At 73.6% G+C, this 21,749-nt stretch carries 19 protein-coding genes and 2 pseudogenes; 8 read left to right on the top strand and 13 right to left on the bottom strand.

Annotated features, from left to right (window positions below):
• From FHS37_RS29375 to FHS37_RS29350, 6 genes and pseudogenes are all read right to left on the bottom strand, one after another.
• A pseudogene (locus tag FHS37_RS29375) lies at positions 1 to 194 on the bottom strand (ABC transporter permease); the annotation flags it as partial.
• 98 nt (positions 195 to 292) lie between these two features.
• Positions 293 to 1,177: a glycosyltransferase family 2 protein gene (locus tag FHS37_RS29370; RefSeq protein ID WP_184826708.1), complete on the bottom strand. Its 885-nt coding sequence runs from the start codon at positions 1,175 to 1,177 to the stop codon at positions 293 to 295.
• The gene (locus FHS37_RS29365; protein WP_184826706.1) at positions 1,174 to 1,953 is read right to left on the bottom strand and encodes a CDP-alcohol phosphatidyltransferase family protein; all 780 of its coding nucleotides are present in this window, start codon (positions 1,951 to 1,953) and stop codon (positions 1,174 to 1,176) included. The genes FHS37_RS29370 and FHS37_RS29365 overlap by 4 nt, the downstream gene beginning before the upstream one ends.
• Positions 1,931 to 2,992: an iron-containing alcohol dehydrogenase family protein gene (locus FHS37_RS29360; protein ID WP_184826704.1), complete on the bottom strand. Its 1,062-nt coding sequence runs from the start codon at positions 2,990 to 2,992 to the stop codon at positions 1,931 to 1,933. Before FHS37_RS29360 ends, FHS37_RS29365 begins: the two co-directional genes overlap by 23 nt.
• Positions 2,980 to 3,732 (bottom strand): phosphocholine cytidylyltransferase family protein, encoded by a 753-nt coding sequence (locus FHS37_RS29355; protein ID WP_184826702.1) that lies wholly within the window; start codon positions 3,730 to 3,732, stop codon positions 2,980 to 2,982. Before FHS37_RS29355 ends, FHS37_RS29360 begins: the two co-directional genes overlap by 13 nt.
• Entirely contained in the window at positions 3,729 to 5,543 is a 1,815-nt protein-coding gene (locus tag FHS37_RS29350) for a DUF5941 domain-containing protein (protein ID WP_184826701.1), read from the bottom strand. The genes FHS37_RS29355 and FHS37_RS29350 overlap by 4 nt, the downstream gene beginning before the upstream one ends.
• Before the next feature lie 285 nt (positions 5,544 to 5,828).
• Between FHS37_RS29350 and galE the strand changes: the two genes are divergently transcribed.
• From galE to idi, 3 genes are all read left to right on the top strand, one after another.
• The gene (galE, locus tag FHS37_RS29345; RefSeq protein WP_184826699.1) at positions 5,829 to 6,827 is read left to right on the top strand and encodes a UDP-glucose 4-epimerase GalE; all 999 of its coding nucleotides are present in this window, start codon (positions 5,829 to 5,831) and stop codon (positions 6,825 to 6,827) included.
• Between the two features lie 119 nt (positions 6,828 to 6,946).
• Positions 6,947 to 7,885, top strand: a complete 939-nt coding sequence (locus FHS37_RS29340; RefSeq protein WP_184826697.1) for a cation diffusion facilitator family transporter — start codon at positions 6,947 to 6,949, stop codon at positions 7,883 to 7,885.
• A 210-nt stretch (positions 7,886 to 8,095) separates the two neighbouring features.
• Positions 8,096 to 8,689, top strand: coding sequence for an isopentenyl-diphosphate Delta-isomerase (gene idi / locus FHS37_RS29335; protein ID WP_184826695.1), 594 nt, complete (start codon positions 8,096 to 8,098; stop codon positions 8,687 to 8,689).
• Positions 8,690 to 8,714: 25 nt separating this feature from the next.
• On the opposite strand, the pseudogene FHS37_RS29330 reads toward idi, so the two are convergent.
• Positions 8,715 to 9,212, bottom strand: a pseudogene (locus tag FHS37_RS29330) (ATP-binding protein); the annotation flags it as partial.
• A gap of 174 nt (positions 9,213 to 9,386) precedes the next feature.
• On the bottom strand, positions 9,387 to 10,046 hold the full coding sequence (locus FHS37_RS29325) for an HdeD family acid-resistance protein (protein WP_184826693.1): 660 nt from the start codon (positions 10,044 to 10,046) through the stop codon (positions 9,387 to 9,389).
• Between the two features lie 113 nt (positions 10,047 to 10,159).
• On the opposite strand from FHS37_RS29325, the gene FHS37_RS29320 reads away from it, so the two are divergent.
• Complete coding sequence (locus FHS37_RS29320; RefSeq protein ID WP_184826690.1) at positions 10,160 to 10,915, top strand: enoyl-CoA hydratase/isomerase family protein; 756 nt, start codon at positions 10,160 to 10,162, stop codon at positions 10,913 to 10,915.
• Here the strand turns inward: FHS37_RS29320 and FHS37_RS29315 are convergent.
• Both FHS37_RS29315 and FHS37_RS29310 read right to left on the bottom strand, forming a co-directional pair.
• Complete coding sequence (locus tag FHS37_RS29315) at positions 10,902 to 11,537, bottom strand: DJ-1/PfpI family protein (protein ID WP_184826688.1); 636 nt, start codon at positions 11,535 to 11,537, stop codon at positions 10,902 to 10,904. The two genes, FHS37_RS29320 and FHS37_RS29315, sit on opposite strands and share 14 nt — an antisense overlap.
• 10 nt (positions 11,538 to 11,547) lie before the next feature.
• Entirely contained in the window at positions 11,548 to 12,528 is a 981-nt protein-coding gene (locus tag FHS37_RS29310; RefSeq protein ID WP_184826686.1) for a GlxA family transcriptional regulator, read from the bottom strand.
• Positions 12,529 to 12,705: 177 nt separating this feature from the next.
• On the opposite strand from FHS37_RS29310, the gene FHS37_RS40605 reads away from it, so the two are divergent.
• From FHS37_RS40605 to FHS37_RS39975, 3 genes are all read left to right on the top strand, one after another.
• Positions 12,706 to 12,837 carry an LPFR motif small protein gene (locus FHS37_RS40605; protein WP_268254607.1) on the top strand — a complete coding sequence of 44 codons (132 nt, stop codon included), beginning with the start codon at positions 12,706 to 12,708 and terminating at the stop codon, positions 12,835 to 12,837.
• 105 nt (positions 12,838 to 12,942) lie between these two features.
• A complete protein-coding gene (locus FHS37_RS29305) occupies positions 12,943 to 15,321 on the top strand; it encodes a Tex family protein (RefSeq protein ID WP_184826684.1) in 2,379 nt (792 codons plus the stop codon).
• Positions 15,322 to 15,465: 144 nt separating this feature from the next.
• Positions 15,466 to 15,873, top strand: coding sequence for a putative glycolipid-binding domain-containing protein (locus tag FHS37_RS39975; protein ID WP_229890167.1), 408 nt, complete (start codon positions 15,466 to 15,468; stop codon positions 15,871 to 15,873).
• On the opposite strand, the gene FHS37_RS29295 is transcribed toward FHS37_RS39975, so the two are convergent.
• Complete coding sequence (locus tag FHS37_RS29295; RefSeq protein ID WP_184826682.1) at positions 15,768 to 17,408, bottom strand: ABC-F family ATP-binding cassette domain-containing protein; 1,641 nt, start codon at positions 17,406 to 17,408, stop codon at positions 15,768 to 15,770. The two genes, FHS37_RS39975 and FHS37_RS29295, sit on opposite strands and share 106 nt — an antisense overlap.
• Before the next feature lie 49 nt (positions 17,409 to 17,457).
• Positions 17,458 to 18,495, bottom strand: coding sequence for an oxidoreductase (locus FHS37_RS29290; protein ID WP_184826680.1), 1,038 nt, complete (start codon positions 18,493 to 18,495; stop codon positions 17,458 to 17,460).
• Between the two features lie 67 nt (positions 18,496 to 18,562).
• Between FHS37_RS29290 and FHS37_RS29285 the strand changes: the two genes are divergently transcribed.
• A complete protein-coding gene (locus FHS37_RS29285; protein WP_184826677.1) occupies positions 18,563 to 19,516 on the top strand; it encodes an FAD-dependent oxidoreductase in 954 nt (317 codons plus the stop codon).
• Positions 19,517 to 19,982: 466 nt separating this feature from the next.
• Here the strand turns inward: FHS37_RS29285 and FHS37_RS29280 are convergent, their stop codons facing one another.
• Positions 19,983 to 21,704 carry a BCCT family transporter gene (locus tag FHS37_RS29280; protein ID WP_184826675.1) on the bottom strand — a complete coding sequence of 574 codons (1,722 nt, stop codon included), beginning with the start codon at positions 21,702 to 21,704 and terminating at the stop codon, positions 19,983 to 19,985.
• Positions 21,705 to 21,749: the final 45 nt, after the last annotated feature.

Here is a 21,749-nt window from a genome sequence, read left to right as displayed (position 1 = left end):
GTCAGCTTCGCCCGGGAGAAGGCCAGGATGAACTGCCGCCGCCCCCAGAGCTGACGGACGTACTCGACGAGGGACGGCCGGGCACCGCTGACCGACAGCCCGTACTTGGCGGCGAGCTGGGCCGCCGTGAGTCCCCCGTCGGGCGGCACGGACGCGCTCGTCGCGACCGTGCCGTGGTGCGTTGTCTCACTCACTGGTGGAAAGCTTTCGTCTTCGAGATGCGCGGCCTGTGCGGGCCTGGCATGAGCCGGGGAGCCTGGGTACGGCCCCGTTGTTCCCGGTTACGAGCTTGTCAGATGACGGGGGGCCGGCCCAGTCGGGTCAGCCGCCACACCGTACGCCACTTCATGGGCCTGCGGGGTCCGCAGGGGGTGGTCCAGCCCTCCCGGAACCCACCGAACCACGCCTTCAGTGCGGGACGCGAGGGGCGGCGCACGAGAGTGAGGAGCATCCAGACGCCCAGGTAGACCGGGACCAGGAGCGCGGGGAGGTTGCGGCGGGCCAGCCAGACGCGGTTGCGGGCGACCATGCGGTGGTAGACCGCGTGCCGTGAGGGGGCGGTGGTCGGGTGGTACAGCACCATGTCCGACCGGTAGTCGATCATCCAGCCCGCGTCGAGCGCCCGCCAGGCCAGGTCGGTCTCCTCGTGGGCGTAGAAGAACTCGTCCGGCAGCCCGCCGACCTCGGCGAAGACCTGGGTGCGCACGGCGTTGGCACCGCCGAGGAAGGTGGTCACGCGGGAGGAGCGCATCGGGTCGGAGGCGCGCAGCCGGGGCACGTGGCGGCGCTGGGTGACCCCGGTCTCCGGGTCGGCGATGCGGAAGCTGATGATGCCGAGCCGCGGGTCGGCGGCGAAGGCCTCGCGGCACAGCTCGGCGGTGTCGTGGCCGGCCAGCAGGCCGTCGTCGTCGAGGAACAGCAGGACGTCGACGTCCCGGCCGCCCGGTCCGAAGGCCTCGATGCCGACGTTGCGGCCGCCGGGGATGCCGAGGTTCTCGGGCAGCTCGATCGTCCGTACGCCCTCGGGGACGTCCGGGACGGGCGAGCCGTTGCCGACCACGACGACCTGGACCGGGTCGCCGTCCTGCTTGGCCACCGAGTCGAGCAGGGCGCGCAGCTCGTCGGGGCGGTTGCCCATGGTGATGATCACCGCGCCGACCTTCATGCCGGCGCTCACTTCAGCCTGCTGGAGGCGAGGATGGACACCAGGTGCAGCAGGGTCTGCAGCAGGGCGATGCCGGCCAGGACGGCGGTGCCGAGCCGGGTGAAGAACAGGTCGCCCCGGGCCGCGTCCGCGACCGCGAGGACCAGGATCAGCAGGGACGCCTCGATGCCGAGGATCAGCCGGTGGAACTTGAGCGCGGCGGCGGCCCGGCGGGCCAGGGCCATGCCGGAGGACCGCGGCTCGGACGCGGCCTCCTTCACCGGCGGCAGACCGCCCTGGTGGCGGGCGACGCCGACGAGGTCGGTCTCGGCCTTGACCAGGATCGCGCCGAGCGCGGCCAGGGTGCCGAGGAAGGCCCACAGCCAGTCGATGCGCCCGGGACCCCACAGGTCGGCGGCGCGCAGCCCGAGCCCGACCAGGACGGCGGCGTCGCACAGGTAGGCGCCGACCCGGTCGAGGTAGACGCCGCCGAGCGAGTACTGCTTCTTCCAGCGCGCGACCTCGCCGTCGACGCAGTCCAGCAGCAGGTACAGCTGGACCATGACCACGCCGAGGACGGCCCCCGCGATCCCCGGCACCAGCAGTGCCGGGGCCGCGAGGACGCCGAAGACGGTCATCAGGTACGTGAGCTGGTTGGGCGTGACCCGGGTGTTCACCAGGTAGCGGTCCACCCGCAGGGACACCTCTCGCATGTAGAGGCGTCCCATCCAGTGCTCACCGCTGCGCCGGTCCTTGACCCCCGGGGGGTGCACGACCGGACGGAGTTCAGCTACCGATGGCCTTGACATAGTCGGCGTAGACGTCCTTGATCTGTTCGGTCTTCAGGTCGAGATGCTCGAGAATCGTGTAACGGCCGGGCCGGGTCTCCGGGGCGAACTCGACGGCCCGGACGAACTCGTCCGGTGTGAATCCGATCTCCCGGGGCAGCACCGGCAGCCCGTGCCGGCGCAGTACCTCGGCCATGTACGCCGACTCCTCGTGCGCCCCCCGCAGGTACATCGCGAAGGCCGCGCCCAGTCCGCACTGCTCGCCGTGGGCGGCGGCGCGCTTGGGGAAGAGCAGGTCGAAGGCGTGGTTGATCTCGTGGCAGGCCCCGGAGGACGGCCGCGAGTCGCCGGAGACCGACATGGCGATGCCGGTGAGGACCAGCGCCTCGGCCAGGACCTGCAGGAAGGCGTCGTCACCGACGCCGCCCGGGTGCCGGAGCACCGCCTCGCCGGCCTGGCGGGCCATCGCCGCGGCCAGGCCGTCCACCTTCTCGCCCTTGACCCGGTGGGCGAGCTCCCAGTCGGCGACCGCGGAGATGTTGGAGATGACGTCGCCGATGCCGGAGCGCACGAAGCGGACGGGCGCCTCACGGATCACGTTCAGGTCGATGACGACCGCGATCGGGTTCGGCACGCCGTACGAGCCGCGGCCCGCGTCGTTGTCGAGGGTGGCGACCGGCGAGCACAGACCGTCGTGCGCGAGGTTGGTGGCGACGGCGACCAGCGGGAGGCCCACGCGGGCCGCCGCGAACTTGGCGCAGTCGATGATCTTCCCGCCGCCGAGGCCCACGACCGCGTCGTAGCGGCCGGCCTTTATGTCGCCGGCCAGCCGGACCGCGTCGTCGATGGTGCCGCCGCCGACCTCGTACCAGGTGGCGCCGGGCAGGCTCGGGGCGATCCGCTCGCGCAGGCGGGCGCCCGAGCCGCCGCTGACCGCGATGGCCAGCCGGCCGGAGTGCGAGATGCGCTCGTCGGCGAGGACGCAGCCCAGGTCGTCGAGGGCTCCGGGGCGGATGTCGACGACGAGCGGGGAGGGGATGAGCCGGGTCAGTACTGGCACGCGATCTCCCGTCCGCGGGCGAGATCGTCGTGGTTGTCGATCTCCACCCACTTGACGTCGCCGATCGGCGCCACGTCGATCCGGAAGCCGCGGTTCACGAGTTCCTGGTAGCCGTGCTCGTAGAACTGCTGCGGGTCGGTCTCCCAGACCGTCTTCAGCGCGTCGGCGAGCTCGGCGGCGGCGGCGCCCTCGATGAGGGTGACGCCGATGTACTCGCCGGTCGCCTCGGCCGGGTCCATCAGCTTGGTGATCCTCGTCATCCCCTTCTCCGGGTCGACGACGACCTTCATCTCCTCGTCGGCCAGCGACTTCACGGTGTCGAGGGCGAGGATGATCCTCTTGCCGTCGCCGCGGGCGGCGAGCAGCGTCTTCTCGACGGACACCGGGTGGACGGTGTCGCCGTTGGCGAGGATCACGCCGTCCTTGAGGGCGTCACGGCCGCACCACAGGGAGTAGGCGTTGTTCCACTCCTCGGCCTTGTCGTTGTCGATGAGGGTGAGCTTGAGGCCGTACTTCTCCTCCAGGGCCGCCCTGCGCTCGTACACGGCCTCCTTGCGGTAGCCGACGATGACCGCGACCTCGGTCAGGCCGATCTCGGCGAAGTTGCCGAGCGTGAGGTCGAGAACCGTCGGTTCGCCCTCTATGCCCGCGGGTCCCACCGGCACCAGCGCCTTGGGCAGGCTGTCGGTGTAGGGACGCAGACGCCGTCCGGCGCCGGCCGCCAGCACGAGGCCGATCATGCGGGTTCTCCTTCATCGTGTACGGCGGGCGCGCCACCCCGGTGGGCGGCCACCCAGAAGCGGATGCTCTCGGCGAGCACCAGCAGGGCCACGGCCACGGCGAGCACCGTGAGCGCGACCGTGAACTGCGGGGCGGTGAGCAGGGCCGCCAGCACGGCGACCACCAGGACGCGGCCCTCGTGTCCCCCGATCGCCCGCACCAGCCAGTGCGGGGGCGCGCCCGCGTTGCCGCGGATGCGGTACACCGTGTCGTAGTGATGGTAGGCGACCGCGGCCACCAGGCCGTAGGCCGCGGGAAGCGCCCCGTTCACGTCCGCGTCGGCCGCCAGTGCCAGGACGGTGCCGTACTCGGCGGCGCGGAGGAAGGGGGGGACGAGCCAGTCGAGGGCGCCCTTGAGGGGGCGGGCGACGGCGAGGGCGGAGGTCAGGACGTAGCCGCAGGCGGCGACGACCGTCCACGGGCCGCCGAAGCCGGTGAGCACGGCCGTGGCGACGACGGCGAGGCCGCCGAGCAGGGCGACGGCGGGGGCGGCGACGCCGGGCAGCCGGCGGGCGGGGTTCTTCAGCGCCCCCGCGAGGCCCTCGGCGAGCGGGCCGGAGTCGGCGAGGTCCGCGAGCGCGCGGGCCGCCCGGTCGGTCCTCCTGGCCTTGCGGGTCAGCGAGCGCAGGACGCGGCCCGCCGTGGTGTACGCGGCGGCGAAGGCGCAGCCGACGAGCAGGGCGTAGAAGGTGATCCGGGGGGTGGTGAGGGCCGTGAGGACGGCGATCATCGCCCAGCGTTCGCCGATCGGCAGGACGATCATGCGGCGCACCCAGACCGTCCAGCCGACGCTGTCGAGCTTGTCGGAGAGGGCGGCGGTGGGGCTGGTGTTGGCGGTGGCGTCGTGGTTGGCCTCGTTGAAGGAGAAGTCGACCACGTGCCGACAGGTCTGCAGGACCATCGCGCCGAGGGCGAGGGCCCAGACGTCGTCACCGCCGCGGGCCGCGCCGAGGGCGAGACCGGCGTAGTAGGCGTACTCCTTGGCGCGGTCGAAGGTGGCGTCGAGCCAGGCGCCGAGGGTGGAGTACTGCAGGGAGTAGCGGGCGAGCTGGCCGTCGGTGCAGTCCAGCACGAAGGAGGCGATGAGCAGCACGCCGGCGGCGACGAAGCCGCCGCGGGTGCCGGTGGCGGCGCAGCCGGCCGCTATGAGCGCGGTGAGCAGCGAGGCGGTGGTGACCTGGTTGGGGGTGAGGCCCCGGCGGGCGCACCAGCGGGCGATGTAGCGGGAGTACGGGCTGATGAAGTAGGTGGTGAAGAAGCCGTCGCGGGCCTTGACCGCCGACTTCAGGCGGACGGCCTCGTCGTCGACGGCGGCGACGGCCTGCCGGGCCTCGTTGCGGGCCTGCGGGTCGCCGGGGACGGTGGCGACGAGGCTGCCGAGCTCGGGCCGGTGCACGTCGGCGCCGTCGGCGTCGAGGGCGGTGGCGACGCGGTCGGCGAGGCTGTCGACGAGGGTGGTGCCGTCGGCCGCGGAGTTCTCGCGGGCCAGGGCGCGGGTCAGGGCCCGGCGCCCGGCCGGCCGGGCGGTGACGGCGCCCGGGATCGCTGCGAGCTCGAAGCGGGGGTCGGTGAGGCCGAGGCGCAGCGCGTGCACATGGCCCACGAACCGGGCGTCGACCACCGCGACCCGCTCCCCCGCCGGCACCCCGGCGAGCAGGGTCTCGGCCTCGGCGGTGCCGGACGCGATCCGCACGTCGAAGCCGAGGGAGCGCAGGTCGCCCTCGAGTGACGAACCGGGGACCGGCTGACCGGTGAGGATGGCGGTCGACAACCGAACTCACTCCCTGGGTGCCGACGCGTCCACGCCGGTCATGTACATGGTGGGGCGCCCGTGCGGGGGCCTCCGGGCGGCATGTCGGCAGAGGTTATCGGATGCCCGGAAGCGCGTGTTCACCGCCCGTTCGAAGGTTGGATCGACGCGGTTCGCCCCTGCCGCTGCCGCGATCATCATCAGGGATGCGGGGCCCGCCCCACAAACCGCACTCCCAGAAAGGACGCAGGGGCGCATACGGGACCTTGCGGACCGCCCGGCCCGCTCGGCATAGGGTGGGCGACCATGACATGGCTGATCACCGGCGGAGCCGGTTACATCGGGGCACACGTGGCGCGGGCCATGACCGATGCCGGGGAGCGTGTCGTCGCGCTGGACGACCTCTCGGCCGGGGTGCCCGCGCGGCTTCCCGCCGACGTCCCGCTGGTCAGGGGCTCGTCACTGGACGGCGGGCTGCTGGAGCGGGTGTGCGCGGAGCACGGGGTGACCGGAGTGGTGCACCTCGCCGCGCGCAAGCAGGTCGCCGAGTCCGTGGCGCAGCCGACCCGGTACTACCGGGAGAACGTCGGCGGTCTCGCGACGCTCCTGGACGCCGTCGTGGGGGCCGGGATCGAACGCTTCGTGTTCTCCTCCTCCGCGGCCGTGTACGGCGACCCCGGCGTGGACCTCATCACGGAGGACACGCCCTGCGCCCCGGTGAACCCGTACGGCGAGACCAAGCTGGCCGGCGAGTGGCTGGTGCGGGCGGCGGGCCGGGCGCACGGCATCGCCACGGTGTGCCTGCGCTACTTCAACGTGGCGGGGGCGGCGGCGCCGGAGCTGGCCGACACCGGGGTGTTCAACATCGTGCCGATGGTCTTCGACCGGCTCACCCGCGACGAGGCCCCGCGGATCTTCGGTGACGACTACCCGACCCCGGACGGCACCTGCGTCCGCGACTACATCCACGTGGCCGACCTGGCGGACGCCCATCTGGCGGCGGCCCGCCGGCTGGCCGCCGGTGACCTCACCGGCGACCTGACGGTGAACATCGGCCGCGGCGAGGGCGTCTCGGTGCGCGAGCTGATCGCGGTCGTCGGCGAGGTCACCGGCGACACCCGCGCCCCGGTCGTGGAGGGGCGCCGCCCCGGTGACGCCCCCCGCGCGGTGGCGTCGGCCGCCCGGGCGGCCGAGCACCTGGGCTGGACCGCCCGGCGCTCGGTGCACGAGATGGTCGACTCGGCCTGGCGGGGCTGGCGGCTGCACCGCGGTGACCGCCCCGCACCCGGATCCGCACGCCCCTGACCTGCGTGGCGTTTTCGCAGGTCAGGGCACATGACAACGGTGTTCAGTGCCGCGTTGCCGGATACCCCCCTCCCGTAGTTCACTGTGCTCCGGAAGAAGGTCACGGAAGGGTGGTTCCCATGGGGGCTGGGCACGGCCACGGGCACGCGCACGGCGCGCCGGCCGGCGGCACCGCGAGCGCGGCGTACCGCGGCAGGCTGCGGGTGGCGCTGGCGATCACGCTCGGTGTCACGGTGGTCCAGATCGTCGGCGGCGTGCTGGCCGACTCGCTCGCCCTGGTCGCGGACGCGGCCCACATGGCGACGGACGCCCTGGGCCTGGGCATGGCGCTGCTCGCGATCCACTTCGCGAACCGCCCGCCGAGCGGGCACCGCACCTTCGGCCTCGCCCGCGCGGAGATCCTGGCCGCCCTGGCCAACTGCCTGCTGCTGCTCGGCGTCGGCGGCTACGTGCTGTACGAGGCGATCGAGCGGTTCGTCACCCCGGCCGACACCAAGGGCGGCCTGGCGATGGTGTTCGGCGCGATCGGTCTGGTCGCCAACCTGGTGTCGCTGGCCCTGCTGATGCGCGGCCGGAAGGAGAGCCTGAACGTGCGCGGCGCCTTCCTGGAGGTGGCGGCGGACGCGCTCGGCTCGGTCGCCGTGATCCTGTCCGCGCTGGTGATCCTGACCACCGGCTGGACGGCCGCCGACCCGATCGCCTCCCTGCTGATCGCGCTGATGATCGTGCCCCGCACCTGGAAGCTGCTGCGCGAGACCCTGGACGTGCTGCTGGAGGCGGCGCCCAAGGGGGTGGACATGGCCCAGGTACGGGCGCACATCCTGGCCACGGACGGCGTGGAGGACGTCCACGACCTGCACGCCTGGACGATCACCTCGGGGATGCCGGTGCTCTCCGCGCACGTGGTCGTCAGCTCCGAGGTGCTGAACGCCATCGGGCACGAGAAGATGCTGCACGAGCTGCAGGGCTGTCTGGGCGACCACTTCGACGTGGAGCACTGCACCTTCCAGCTGGAGCCCGGCGGGCACGCGGAGCACGAGGCGCGGCTCTGCCACTGAGGCGCCCCCCGCGCGCCCACGGCGCCGGTTCCGGACGGTTCCCCGTCGGCCGCTCCGGGCACGATCGCCTTCCGGGCCCCGCTTCCGGCGTCCGGCCGGCACCGACCGCCTCCCGCGCCGTCCCCGGGACATGCGGGCGTGCGGTGGAGTGCCGGGAGTGCCGGATTCGTGCGGCAGACTTGGGGCGCGAAGACCGAGTGAAGGATGGGTATGCCGATCACACCTGCCACCGCGACGCACGGCGCGTCGGACGGCACCGCAGAGGCGATTTTGCTGGAACTGGTCGACGAGGACGGTGTGACGATCGGCACCGCGGAGAAGCTGGCCGCCCACCAGCCGCCGGGGCAGCTGCACCGGGCGTTCTCGGTGTTCCTGTTCGACGAGCGCGGGCGGCTGCTGCTCCAGCAGCGGGCGCTGGGCAAGTACCACTCCCCCGGTGTGTGGTCGAACACCTGCTGCGGCCACCCCTACCCCGGCGAGGCGCCGTTCGCGGCGGCGGCCCGGCGGACGTTCGAGGAGCTGGGGATCTCGCCCTCCCTGCTCGCCGAGGCCGGCACGGTCCGCTACAACCACCCGGACCCGGCCTCGGGACTGGTGGAGCAGGAGTACAACCACCTCTTCGTCGGCATGGTGCAGTCCCCGCTGCGACCGGACCCGGCGGAGGTGGCGTCGACGGTGTTCGTGACCCCGGCCGAGCTGGCGCGGCGGCACGCGCAGGACACGTTCTCGTCCTGGTTCATGACCGTCCTGGACGCGGCCCGTCCGGCGGTCCGGGAGCTGACGGGGCCGTCGGCGGGCTGGTGACCGGAGGACCGGCCGCCGGCTGGAACCGCGCGGGTCTGAGCGGCAGGGCGACCCAGACCACCTTGCCGCCGCTCGCGGTGTGCTCGACGTCGCACGCCCCGCCCGCCTCGCGGGTGATCTCGCGCACCAGCAGCAGTCCGCGGCCGCCGGTGCGGCCGTGGTCGGCCTCCAGGGCGGTCGGACGGTAGGGGTGGTTGTCCTCCACGGACACCCGGATCCACTCGGCGCCGACGGCGACCTCGACGGCGAGCATCGGGGACAGCAGCGCCGCGTGCCGCACGGCGTTGGTGACCAGCTCCGAGACGATCAGCAGCAGTCCCTGCGCCACGTCGTCCGGGACCGGCACCCCCTGGCGCCGCAGCAGGTCCCGCACGGCGTGGCGGGCCTGCGGGACCGAGGCGTCGACGGCCGGGGCGGTGAACCGCCAGACGCCTTCGTACGGCAGCGGCTCCGCGGTCCCCGCCTCGGCGGGGCCTTCCGCGCCCTGTGGGCGTGGGCCGGACCCGCGCCCCTGGTCGTCCATCGCCCGGTCGCCGCCCTCGCGCTCGATTGTCGCCACGCGTCGAGTGTTGGTAACGAGCCGCTCCGCACCGGAGTCCTGAACACAAGTCAGCGCATATCGAGCGTTTCTGACCGTTGGCGTATGACACCGTCGATTGCGGGACCGTTCCGGCCCTCCTTGTGCCGTGTCGACGAACTATTCGGGTTGTACGGGTTTGGTGGCCGACGGGTCCGTTCCGTACGGGTCCTCCCCCTCCGCCTTCCGTGCGGCCTCCTCACCGGCCAGCCGGTCGGAGACCATGCCGACGATCCGGCGTCCGCCGTAGCCGGTGGCGATCAGGCCGAGCCCGTCGAAGAGCAGGGCGAGGGAGAAGAACGTGCCGATGACGTACTGGCTGCTGCTCGGCCAGGAGGCCAGCACCAGGATGCCGAGGAGCAGGCCGAAGGCGCCCTGCACGAGCGTCCAGCCGAACTGCGGTCCGCGCACCACCAGGCTGCCCACGAGCCGGAACACCCCTCCGGTGAGGAACAGCAGGGCGGCGAACATGGTCAGCGCCTCGGCCGCGGCCTCCGGGGACTTCAGGATCACCGCCCCGGCCGCGATGTTCAGGGCCGCGACGACCACGCCGAGCCAGAAGAAGTTGGTGTGCCGGGCCTGGACGGCGTGCAGCAGCCCGACCACGCCGCCGATCAGCAGCAGCCAGCCGAACAGCAGCATCGAGGTCAGGGTGGCGACGCCGGTGTAGATCAGGCCGACGAGGCCGGCGACGACCAGGATCACCCCGAGCACGGCGAGCCAGCCGAAGCCACGGCTCAGTTTCGCCGCCTCGCCGTGGGGGTTGGTGGACTTGACCATGGGTGCCTCCTTGATCGCACTACCTCCTCATGTTCCCCTTTCGTCCGCCCGTCGTCACACCGCGCGGGCTCCTGCCGGTCAGGGCGGTGACCGGGGCGGATAGCATCCGGCGCATGGAGCCCCAGCTGCTGCACGGCGTCACCGACTCGGTCGCCACGGTCGTCGTCCGGAACCCGGCGAAGCGCAACGCCATGACGGCGGCGATGTGGGCCGCCCTGCCCCCGTTGCTCGACGCGCTGGCGGGCGACCCCGGGGTGCGGGCGCTGGTGCTCGCCGGCGAGGGCGGGACGTTCTGCGCCGGGGCCGACATCTCCACCCTCCAGGGGTCACCGGTCGAGGCGCAGCGGCTGGCCGTGGCGGCGGAGGAGGCGCTCGCCGCCTTCCCCAGGCCGACGCTGGCTGCGGTCCGGGGACACTGCGTGGGCGGCGGGGCGCAGTTGGCGGCGGCCTGCGATCTGCGGTTCGCGGAGCAGGGGGCGCTGTTCGGTGTGACGCCGGCGCGGCTCGGGATCGTCTACCCGGCGTCCGCCACCCGGCGGCTGGTGTCGCTGGTGGGTCCGGCCACGGCCAAGTACCTGCTGTTCTCGGGCGAGTTGATCGACGCCGAGCGGGCCCTGCGCACCGGCCTGGTGGACGAGGTGCTGCCCGAGGGCGAACTGGGGAAGCGGGTCGCGGAGTTCACCCGGATCCTGGCGTCCCGTTCACAGCTGACGCAGGCGGCGGCGAAGGAGTTCGCGAACGGCCGCACCGACCGCGACGCCCACTGGGACGAGCAGGCGCGCACGAGCGGCGACCCCGCCGAAGGGGTCGCCGCGTTCCTGGAGCGCCGGCCGCCGCGCTTCACGTGGACCACGGCTACGTCAGGATGAAACGGCTCTTCGCCCGGAACTCCTCGACGAGGTGCGCGGGCGCCTTCTGCGGTGACCCCGCGTCGTAGGGCGGCTGCGGGTCGTACTCGGTGAGCAGCTGGACCGCCTGGGCGTGTTCGTCGCCGGCGATCCGGCCGAGCAGGGTGAGACCCATGTCGATGCCGGAGGAGACGCCGGCCGCGGTGACGTACTTGCCGTCGGTCACCACCCGCTCCCCGGTGGGCTCGGCGCCGAACCGCCTCAGGTGGTCCAGGGCCAGCCAGTGCGAGGTGGCCCGACGTCCTTCGAGGAGCCCGGCGGCGGCCAGCAGCAGGGAACCCGTGCACACGGACGTCGTCCAGGTGCTGCTCGCGTCGGCGGTGCGCAGCCAGTCCAGCAGGGTCTCGTTCTCCATCTGGGGCGTCTGTCCGGGGCCGCCCGGGACGACGACGACGTCCGGGGCCGGCACCTCGGCCAGGGTCCGGTCCGCGGTGAGCGCGAGCGCGCCGGTGTCGGTGCGCACGGGACCGGTCCGCTCGGCGACGAAGACGGTCTGCGCGTCCGGGAGGCGGCCGAGGGTCTCGTACGGACCCACGGCGTCGAGGGCGGTGAAACGGTCGAAGAGGACGACGGCGATCTGCATCGGCGGCCTTTCAGGTGGGGGCGGGCGAGGGGGCGGGTGAGGGGGCGGGCCGGAAGCGGCGGCGGTACTCCGCCGGTGACGCGCCGAGGGTCCGGACGAAGGCGCGGCGCATCGCCTCGGGGGTGCCGTAGCCGCTGGCGCGGGAGATCTCCTCGACGCCGTCGCCGGTGTCCTCCAGCAGGCGCCGGGCGTGTTCGAGCCGTACCCGGTCGACGTAGCGGCCCGGCGTCGTGCCGGTCTCGGCGTGGAAGGCGCGGGCGAAGTGGCGCGGGGAGAGGGCGGCGCGGGCCGCGAGCGCCTCGACGGTGAGATCGGCGTCGGGGTGCTCGGTGATCCAGCGCTGCACCTCGCGCAGCGGCTCGCGCCGCGCGGTCTGGGCGGCGAGCTGGGCGCTGAACTGCGCCTGGTTCCCGGGCCGGCGCAGGAACACCACCAGGTGCCGGGCGACGGTGAGGGCGACCTCCCGGCCCAGGTCGTCCTCGACCAGGGCGAGCGCCAGGTCGATGCCCGAGGTCACGCCGGCGGACGTGGCGACGTGGCCGTCGCGGACGTAGACGGGGTCCGGGTCGAACGAGACGGCCGGGTGGTCCCGGGCGATCCGGTCGCAGTGGGCCCAGTGCGTGGTGGCGCGGCGGCCGTCCAGCAGCCCGGCTCCGGCGAGCAGGGCCGCTCCCGTGCAGACGGAGACCAGGCGCTCGGCGCGCGGTCCGTGCCGGCGCAGCCAGTCGGTCAGCCGCGGATCGGGACGCCGGGTGCCCCGGCCCCCGGGCACCAGGAGCGTGTGCGGGTCGGGCGCGCCGGCCAGGGCCCGGTCCGGTACGACGGTCAGACCGCTGCTGGTGCGCACGGGGGCGCCGTCCAGGGAGGCGGTGCACAGCCGGTACGTGCCCGGCGTGTGCTTCTCGGCGCCCGCGAAGACCTCCACGGGACCGGTGACATCGAGGCTCTGCACGCCGTCGAAGAGGACGACGAGCACGGTTCGCTGCGCCATGCGGTCGATTCTCGGCGTGGCCCGTCATGGCCGCAATGACGGGCTTCCCACCTTTCCTGCCACGCCCGGTCGGCGGGGAGCGGGACGGCGGCATGCATGTTGAAGCGTTGACGAGGTACACGCCCCGACATGGAGTCCGTCCCGGCCGCCGTGGCCGGGAGAGGGAAGGAGACACACGTGTTCCGTGCCATCGCAGACGTCCTGCGCCAGATCGGCGGCGCCATCGCGACCGTCGTGACCCTGCCGTTCCGGGCACTGGCCCGGCTCTTCGGCGGAGCCTCGTCCTCCGCCCGCGGTCACCGCGCCTGACGCCGTCCGAGTGGTGTTCGGGCACGTCGCGGCCCTCATCCCGGGTTGTCGGCGCCACCTGCCACAATTGCCGCGCAACCTCAGTGGAGAAGGCGGTACGGGAACGTGACGACACCCCTCGCAGGGTCCATCGAAGGCAGGATCGCCGAGGAGCTCGGCGTACGGGAGCGGCAGGTCAGGGCCGCCGTGGAACTGCTCGACGGCGGTTCGACGGTGCCCTTCATCGCCCGCTACCGCAAGGAAGCGACCGAGATGCTCGACGACGCGCAGCTGCGCACGATCGAGGAGCGGCTGCGCTACCTGCGGGAGCTGGAGGAGCGGCGTACGGCGATCCTGGAGTCGGTGCGCGAGCAGGGCAAACTGACCGACGAGCTGGAGGCCCGGATCCGCGGCGCGGAGACCAAGGCGCGCCTGGAGGACGTCTACCTGCCGTTCAAGCCGAAGCGGCGCACCAAGGCGCAGATCGCGCGGGAGGCGGGGCTGGAGCCGCTGGCGGAGGGGCTGCTCGGTGATCCGGGCGTCGAGCCCCTCGCCGCGGCCGCCGCGTTCGTGGACGCCGACAAGGGCGTCGCCGATCCGCAGGCCGCCCTGGACGGCGCGCGGGCGATCCTCACCGAGCGGTTCTCGGAGGACGCCGACCTGATCGGCGAACTGCGCGAGCGCATGTGGGTGCGCGGACGACTGGCCGCCAGGGTGCGCGAGGGCAAGGAGGAGGCGGGCGCGAAGTTCGCGGACTACTTCGACTTCGCCGAGCCGTTCACCGAGCTGCCCTCGCACCGGGTCCTGGCGATGCTGCGCGGCGAGAAGGAGGAGGTCCTCGACCTCGTCCTGGAGCCGGAGGAGCCGGTGGACGGTCCCTCGTCGTACGAGGGGATCGTCGCCCACCGGTTCGGGATCGCGGACCGGGGGCGCCCGGGCGACAAGTGGCTGCTGGACACGGTCCGCTGGGCCTGGCGCACCCGCATCCTGGTGCACCTCGGCATCGATCTGCGGCTGCGGCTGCGGACCGCCGCCGAGGACGAGGCGGTGCGGGTCTTCGCGGCCAATCTGCGCGACCTGCTGCTGGCCGCCCCGGCGGGCACCCGGGCGACGCTCGGCCTCGACCCGGGCTTCCGCACGGGCGTGAAGGTCGCCGTGGTGGACGCGACCGGCAAGGTGGTGGCCACGGACGTGATCCATCCGCACGTCCCGGCGAACCGGTGGGACGAGGCGATCGCCAAGCTGGCCCGGCTGGCGAAGGAGCACGCGGTCGAGCTGATCGCGATCGGCAACGGCACCGCGTCCCGCGAGACCGACAAGCTCGCCGGCGAGCTCATCGCCAAGCACCCCGAGCTGAAGCTGACGAAGGTGATGGTGTCCGAGGCGGGCGCCTCCGTGTACTCGGCCTCCGCCTTCGCCTCCCAGGAGCTGCCGGACATGGACGTGTCGCTGCGCGGCGCGGTGTCCATCGCCCGCAGGCTCCAGGACCCGCTGGCGGAGCTGGTGAAGATCGACCCCAAGTCGATCGGGGTCGGCCAGTACCAGCACGACCTGTCCGAGGTGAAGCTGTCGCGTTCGCTGGACGCGGTGGTGGAGGACTGCGTGAACGGCGTGGGCGTGGACGTCAACACCGCCTCGGCCCCGCTGCTCGCCCGGGTCTCCGGCATCACCTCCGGGCTCGCCGAGAACATCGTGGCCCACCGGGACGCCAACGGTCCCTTCAGGTCGCGCAGCGAGCTGAAGAAGGTGGCGCGGCTCGGCCCGAAGGCGTTCGAGCAGTGCGCGGGCTTCCTGCGGATCCGCGGCGGCGACCCGCTGGACGCCTCCAGCGTGCACCCGGAGGCCTACCCGGTCGTGCGGCGCATGGTGAAGACCTCGGGCCAGGAGGTCGCCTCCCTGATCGGCAACACGGCGGTGCTGCGCTCGCTGCGGCCGCAGGACTTCGTGGACGAGACGTTCGGTCTGCCGACCGTGAGCGACATCCTCAAGGAGCTGGAGAAGCCGGGGCGCGACCCGCGGCCGGCCTTCAGGACCGCTGCCTTCAAGGAGGGTGTGGAGAAGATCTCCGACCTGTCCTCCGGGATGGTCCTGGAGGGCGTGGTGACGAACGTGGCCGCCTTCGGCGCCTTCGTCGACGTCGGTGTCCACCAGGACGGTCTGGTGCACGTCTCCGCGATGTCGAAGACGTTCGTCAAGGACCCGCGGGACGTGGTGAAGCCGGGCGACATCGTCAAGGTGAAGGTCCTGGACGTGGACATCCCGCGCAAGCGGATCTCGCTGACGCTGCGGCTGGACGACGAGGCGGCCGGGCAGGACCGGGCGGGCCAGGCGGGCGGCGGTGAGCGCCGCCGGCGCGGCGGGCGTCCGCCGCAGCAGCGCCAGGGCCGCCGCGGCGGCAGCGGTGGCGGCGACGGCTCGCGGCAGGCACCCGCGCCCGCGAACAGCGCGATGGCCGACGCCCTGCGCCGCGCCGGCCTGGTCGACCCGAGGAGCAGCGGCCGCTGAGCCGGTTTCCCCGGGCCCGGGTCCGCTCGCCGCGGCGCGCGGACCCGGGCCCGCTCGCGAACAGGGGGTACGAGACCGCCTGGGTCGAGTTCGACGACGGAGCCCTGCGGGCGCGCGGGCGGGCGGTGGGAACCGTTCCGGACCGTGCCGGATCGCGTACGGGCTCGAGACTGCGGACGGTTTCGTGACCCGGCGGCGGACGGTGACGGCCGAGAGGACGCGTCCGGGACCCGCGCGCTCGCTCTGCGGCACGACGGGCGGGGCGGCTGGACCGCGAACGGTGAGCGGCTGCCGGACCTGGACGGCCCCCTCGACTGCGACCCGGGGCTGCGCCCGCCGACCCACACCATGCCGGTGCTCCGGCACGGGCTGCACCGGACGCCGGGCGAGCGGGAGTTCCCGATGGCGGTCGACCACCCGCGGCCGGCCCGGCGGCTGACGCCCCGTCAGCGCTCGGTCACCTTGCCGTCGGCGACCTCCAGGCGGCGGGTCACCCGGACCGCGTCGAGCATGCGGCGGTCGTGGGTGACCAGCAGCAGGGTGCCCTCGTAGGCGTCGAGGGCCGACTCCAGTTGCTCGATGGCGGGCAGGTCGAGGTGGTTGGTCGGCTCGTCGAGGACCAGGAGGTTGACACCCCGGCCCTGCAGGAGGGCGAGGGCGGCGCGGGTGCGTTCCCCCGGGGAGAGGGTGGCCGCGGGACGCATGACGTGGTCCGCCTTGAGGCCGAACTTGGCCAGCAGGGTGCGGATGTCGGCCGGTTCCAGGTCGGGGACCGCCGGGCGGAACGCGTCGAGCAGCGCCTCGGGACCGTGGAACAGCGCACGGGCCTGGTCGACCTCGCCGAGCAGCACGCCCGGGCCGAGGGCGGCGTGCCCGGCGTCGAGCGGGACGCGGCCCAGCAGGGCGCCCAGCAGCGTGGACTTGCCGGCGCCGTTCGCGCCCGTCACGGCCACCCGGTCGGCCCAGTCGATCTGCAGGGACACCGGGCCGAGCACGAAGTCGCCGCGCCGCACCTCGGCGTCCCGCAGGGTCGCCACCACCGCTCCGGAGCGCGGGGCCGACGCGATCTCCATGCGCAGTTCCCACTCCTTGCGCGGCTCCTCGACCACCTCGAGGCGTTCGATCATGCGCTGGGTCTGGCGGGCCTTCGCGGCCTGCTTCTCGCTGGCCTCGCTGCGGAACTTGCGGCCGATCTTGTCGTTGTCGTCGCCGGCCTTGCGGCGCGCGTTCCTCACGCCCTTGTCCATCCAGGCGCGCTGCATCCGGGCGCGGTCCTGGAGGGCGGCCCTCTTGTCGGCGTACTCCTCGTACGCGTCGCGGGCGTGCCGACGGGCCACCTCCCGCTCCTCCAGGTAGGCCGCGTAGCCACCGCCGTAGAGGTTGATCCGCCGCTGGGCGAGGTCGAGTTCGAGGACCTTGGTGACGGTGCGGGTGAGGAACTCGCGGTCGTGGCTGACGACGACGGTCCCGGCGCGCAGTCCGCTCACGAAGCGTTCGAGGCGCTCCAGGCCGTCCAGGTCGAGGTCGTTGGTCGGCTCGTCGAGGAGGAAGACGTCGTAGCGGGACAGGAGGAGGGAGGCCAGTCCGGCGCGGGCCGCCTGGCCGCCGGAGAGCGCGGTCATCGGCCGCTCCAGGTCGACGGCCAGGCCGAGGGAGTCGGCGACCTCCTCCGCGCGCTCGTCGAGGTCGGCACCGCCCAGGGACAGCCACCGCTCCAGGCCGGTGGCGTACGCGTCGTCCGCGCCCGGTGCTCCGTCGACCAGGGCCTGGGTCGCCTCGTCCATGGCCCGCTGGGCCTCGGCGACGCCGGTGCGGCGGGCCAGGAACGCCCGCACGGTCTCACCGGGCCGGCGCTCCGGCTCCTGCGGGAGGTGCCCGACGGTCGCGGTGGGCGGGGAGAGGCGCAGTTCGCCCTGCTCGGGGGCGGTGAGTCCGGCGAGCAGGCGCAGCAGCGTGGACTTGCCCGCGCCGTTGGCGCCGACCAGCCCGACCACGTCGCCGGGGGCGACGACGAGGTCGAGGCCGGTGAACAGGGAGCGGTCGCCGTGACCGGCGGCGAGGTTCTTGGCGACGAGGGTGGCAGTCATCAGACCGCCGATCCTAGCCGCCGCGCGCTACGGGACGCGCCCCGGTTTCTCACCGTCCCACGGCCGCCACCAGCACCGTCCCGGCGGCGCGGGCCACGACGAACGCCTCGCCCCTGACCGCCTTCGGGGCCAGGGGGACGCGGTGGCGGCCCGGCTCCAGGACGGCGTCGAAGAGGTCCCGGGTGTGGGTGCGGGAGAAGCGGTCGACGCGGTAGGCGGTGAGCCGCACCCGGCAGGACGAGGTCACCTCCACCTCCACCTCCGCCCCGTCGCCGACGGGGCGGAGGTCCGTCAGGCGGCGCCGCTCCGGCGGACTGCGGTCGAGGGCGTGCTCGGTCTGGGCGACGAGGAGCGGAACGGCCGGGGCGAGGCCGTCGACGCAGGGCACGTCCGCCCCGGCCGCGGCGAAGGCACGGCGGACGGCGTCGCGTTCCCCGGCGCCGGCCGACCGGCCGAAGACCACGGCGTCGTAGGTCCGCAGCTCGTCGGCGGGGACGCCGTCGGCGTCCTGGGCGATGTCGGCGCCGACACCGATGGTGCGCAGGGCGGCGGCGAGCTTGGCGAGCAGGGAGACGCGGGCGCCGATCAGCAGGACCCGGCGCCGGGTGCCCCGGGCGCCGTCGCCGTCGCCGTCGAGCAGGGCGGTGAGGGCCGTGCGGTACTCGGCGCCGCGGAAGCGGAACGGGCCTATGCCGTGGTAGCCGTTGAGCTCCAGGTCGGCGTGCTCGTCGGTCTGCCAGGCGAAGTCCCGCCAGACGAAGTCCTCGCCGTCGCGTTCGATGACCGCGGTCACCGCGCCGCAGGCGAGGTCCGCGCACTCGGGGCAGCCGTAGACGATGTACCGGCCGGCGGGCAGCGGCGCCTCGGTCTCCAGCAGCAGGCTGCGGACCCGGTCGGTGAAGATGGCGGGCGGGACGTCGGAGGCGAGCGGGGAGACGGCGTCCAGGTCGGAGAGGCTGAACAGCAGCGGGTGCCCGTCGACGATGAAGTCGACGAAGTCGCGGTGGACTTGGTAGTCACCGCCTGCGAGGAGTCCACCGGCCCGTATCGCCGGTGCCAGGCCGAAGGTCGCGTACTCGGCAGACATGCTGTGAGTATTCCCGCCGTGCCACGGTCCTGAGCACGGCATGACGCATTCCGCTAACGTCCCCCCGATGGAGACGGAAGCGGGCAGCGACGTTCTCGTGATCGGCGGTGGGGTCGTCGGGCTGACGACGGCCGTGGTCCTCGCCGAACGTGGTGTGCGGGTACGGCTGTGGACGCGGGACCCGGTCGAGCGGACCACCTCGGCGGTTGCGGGCGCGCTGTGGTGGCCGTACCGGATCGAGCCGGTGGCGGCGGCGCGCGCGTGGGCGCTGCGGTCGCTGGAGGTGTACGAGGAGCTGGCGGAACGGCCGGGGACCACCGGCGTACGCATGGTCGAAGGGGTACTGGGCGAGACCGCGCTGGACGAGGTCGACGCGTGGGCCGCCGCGCGCCTGCCGGGGCTGCGCGAGGCGACGGCCGGGGAGTATCCCGCCGGGTCGGGCGTGTGGGCCCGTCTGCCGCTCATCGACATGTCGACCCACCTGCCGTGGCTGCGGGACCGGTTGCTGGCGGCGGGCGGGGCGGTCGAGACGCGCACGGTGGCGGACTTCGCGCAGGCCGACGCGCCGGTCGTGGTCAACTGCGCGGGGCTGGGGGCGCGGGAGCTCGTGCCGGACCCGTCGGTGCGGCCGGTGCGGGGACAGCTGGTGGTCGTGGAGAACCCGGGGATCGACACCTGGACGGTCTCCACGGGGGCCGACGGCGAGATGGCGTACTTCTTCCCTCAGCCCGGGCGGCTGGTGCTGGGCGGCACGGCGGAGGAGGGCGTGTGGTCCCTGGAGCCGGACCCGGCGGTGGCCGAGGCGATCGTGCGGCGGTGCGCGGCACTGCGGCCGGAGATCGCCGGCGCGCGGGTCCTGGAGCACCGGGTGGGTCTGCGCCCCGCCCGGGACACGGTGCGTCTGGAACGCGAACCGCTCGCGGACGGGCGGCTGCTGGTGCACGACTACGGCCACGGCGGCGCGGGCGTCACGGTGGCCTGGGGCTGTGCGGAGGAAGCGGCGGGGCTGGCCGCCCGCTGAGCAGGGGGCGACGGGCGCGAGAGCCTGCGGCGGCGAACGGGCACCGGTGCGCCCGGTCCGGGCCGGCCTCCCGTGCGCGACCGGCCTGGCGCCCGCTCCCGGCCCGTGGCCCGGCCGTCCGGCCGGGGGACGCCGCAGACCGCGCCCGGCAGACGGCGGCCGACCACCGCACCGTGCGGGCGACGGGTCCGCTGCCGGAGCCGGACCGGCGGCCCCCGCCCGGTGACGCCGGCGACCGGACCGGTCCCTCCGGGGCACGGGGAACCGCTGCCGCACCCGCTGCCGACCGCGGCCCGGGTGGTGCCCTCCGGCCGGGCCGGTCCGTCACCGGCCGGCAGGGCGGCCCGGCGGGATGCGTGAAGGGGCCGGTGCCGCGCACCGGTCCCGGTCGGCGGCGCCGACCGGGACCGGGAGCGGCGTCCCGTCCCGGTCCGGACCGGGACGGGACGGTTGCGGACCGCGGGGGTCAGTGTTCGCCGATCGGGTCCCCCTCCACGTCCGGGCCGCGGCCGGGGCCGATGCGCAGTTCGAACTCGCCGTCGTACTTCTCGTGGCCCTGGATGACGGCGATCTCCACCGCCTCGGAGCCCATCTCGCCGCGCACGATGACCGGGTCCCGGCGCAGATCGCGCATGAGGGCCACGCACATGAGGATCATCACGACGACGAACGGGGCCGCCGCGAGGATCGTGAGGTTCTGCAGACCGGTCAGCGCGTCGCCCTGGCCGCTGCCGACGAGCAGCATGATCGCGGCCACCGCGCCGGTGACGACGCCCCAGAACACCACCACCAGGCGGCCCGGCTCCAGTGCGCCCTTCTGCGAGAGGGTGCCCATGACGACCGAGGCCGCGTCCGCGCCCGAGACGAAGAAGATGCCGACGAGGATCATCACCAGCAGACTCGTGGTCGTGGCGATGGGGAACTCCTGGAGCACGGCGAAGAGGCGGCCCTCCGGCGTGGCCTCCTCACCGAGCTTGCCCTGCTCCTGGAGCTTCATCGCGGAGCCGCCGAAGACCGCGAACCAGACGAGGCTGACCGTGCTGGGCACGAGGATGACCCCGCCGATGAACTGACGGATCGTACGGCCCCGGCTGATGCGGGCGATGAACATGCCGACGAAGGGCGTCCAGGAGATCCACCACGCCCAGTAGAAGACGGTCCAGCTGCCCAGCCAGGCGGCGACCCCCTCGCCGCCGCTGGCCTCGGTGCGGGCCGCCAGCTCGGGCAGGTCTCCCAGGTAGGAGAAGACGGAGGTGGGCAGCAGGTCGAGGACGATGACCGTCGGACCGGCCACGAACACGAACAGGGCGAGGACCAGCGCCAGCACCATGTTGGTGTTGGAGAGCCACTGGATGCCCTTCTCCACCCCCGAGACCGCGGAGGCGACGAACGCCACCGTCAGCACCGCGATGATGCCGACGAGCAGTCCGGTGCTCACCTTGTCCATCCAGCCGAGCTCCTGCACGCCGGAGCCGATCTGCAGCGCGCCGAGGCCCAGCGAGGCCGCGGAGCCGAAGACGGTCGCGACGATCGCCAGGATGTCGATGACCCGCCCGCCGACGCCGGTCGCGTTCTCCTCCCCGATGAGGGGGGTGAAGACGGCGCTGATGGTCTGCCGGCGGCGCCTGCGGAAGGTGCTGTAGGCGATGGCGAGGCCGACCACGGCGTAGATGGCCCAGGGGTGGAGCGTCCAGTGGAACAGCGTGGTCGCCATGGCCGCCTCCATGCGGTCGCCGGAGTCGGCCGGACCGGTGCCGGGCGGCGGCGTGGTGTAGTGCGCCAGCGGCTCGCTCACGCCGTAGAACATCAGGCCGATGCCCATGCCCGCGCTGAACATCATCGCGACCCAGGACACGGTGCGGAACTCCGGTTCCTCGCCCTCGGCGCCGAGGTGGATCCGGCCGTAGCGGCTGGCCGCGAGCCAGAGGGCGAAGACGACGAAGCCGGAGGCGGCCAGCACGAACGCCCAGCCGGCGTTGTGGATCAGCCCGTCGAGCATGCTGCTGGAGACGTCCTCGAGCGAGTCCGTCGCGGCGGCGCCCCAGGTCACGAAGGCGAGGGTGAGCACGGCCGTGACGCCGAACACCACCCGGTCGGTCCGGGGGCGTTCCCGGCCGGGCAGGCCCGCTTCCGACCCCGGTAGCGGGCCTGCCGTGTGGTCCTTGTCGCTGTGGTGGTTCTGCGTCACTGGCGGCACCTTTCCTCAGAGCCGTTGGGCGGAGAACGCTCCTCC

The sequence above is a fragment of the Streptomyces griseomycini genome (assembly GCF_014203535.1).
Lineage (GTDB): Bacteria > Actinomycetota > Actinomycetes > Streptomycetales > Streptomycetaceae > Streptomyces > Streptomyces griseomycini.
This window is presented reverse-complemented; position numbering and strand designations above follow the sequence as displayed.

Bases quoted from the DNA above. Each gene is read 5' to 3' on its own strand.
- FHS37_RS29365 (WP_184826706.1), bottom strand. From the start codon at position 1,953: ATGTCAAGGCCATCGGTAGCTGAACTCCGTCCGGTCGTGCACCCCCCG.
- FHS37_RS29290 (WP_184826680.1), bottom strand. From the start codon at position 18,495: ATGTCTGCCGAGTACGCGACCTTCGGCCTGGCACCGGCGATACGGGCC.
- FHS37_RS29315 (WP_184826688.1), bottom strand. From the start codon at position 11,537: ATGCAGATCGCCGTCGTCCTCTTCGACCGTTTCACCGCCCTCGACGCC.
- FHS37_RS29325 (WP_184826693.1), bottom strand. From the start codon at position 10,046: ATGGTCAAGTCCACCAACCCCCACGGCGAGGCGGCGAAACTGAGCCGT.
- FHS37_RS29295 (WP_184826682.1), bottom strand. From the start codon at position 17,408: ATGACTGCCACCCTCGTCGCCAAGAACCTCGCCGCCGGTCACGGCGAC.
- FHS37_RS29340 (WP_184826697.1), top strand. From the start codon at position 6,947: ATGGGGGCTGGGCACGGCCACGGGCACGCGCACGGCGCGCCGGCCGGC.
- galE (WP_184826699.1), top strand. From the start codon at position 5,829: ATGACATGGCTGATCACCGGCGGAGCCGGTTACATCGGGGCACACGTG.
- FHS37_RS29285 (WP_184826677.1), top strand. From the start codon at position 18,563: ATGGAGACGGAAGCGGGCAGCGACGTTCTCGTGATCGGCGGTGGGGTC.
- FHS37_RS29320 (WP_184826690.1), top strand. From the start codon at position 10,160: ATGGAGCCCCAGCTGCTGCACGGCGTCACCGACTCGGTCGCCACGGTC.
- FHS37_RS29310 (WP_184826686.1), bottom strand. From the start codon at position 12,528: ATGGCGCAGCGAACCGTGCTCGTCGTCCTCTTCGACGGCGTGCAGAGC.
- idi (WP_184826695.1), top strand. From the start codon at position 8,096: ATGCCGATCACACCTGCCACCGCGACGCACGGCGCGTCGGACGGCACC.
- FHS37_RS29355 (WP_184826702.1), bottom strand. From the start codon at position 3,732: ATGATCGGCCTCGTGCTGGCGGCCGGCGCCGGACGGCGTCTGCGTCCC.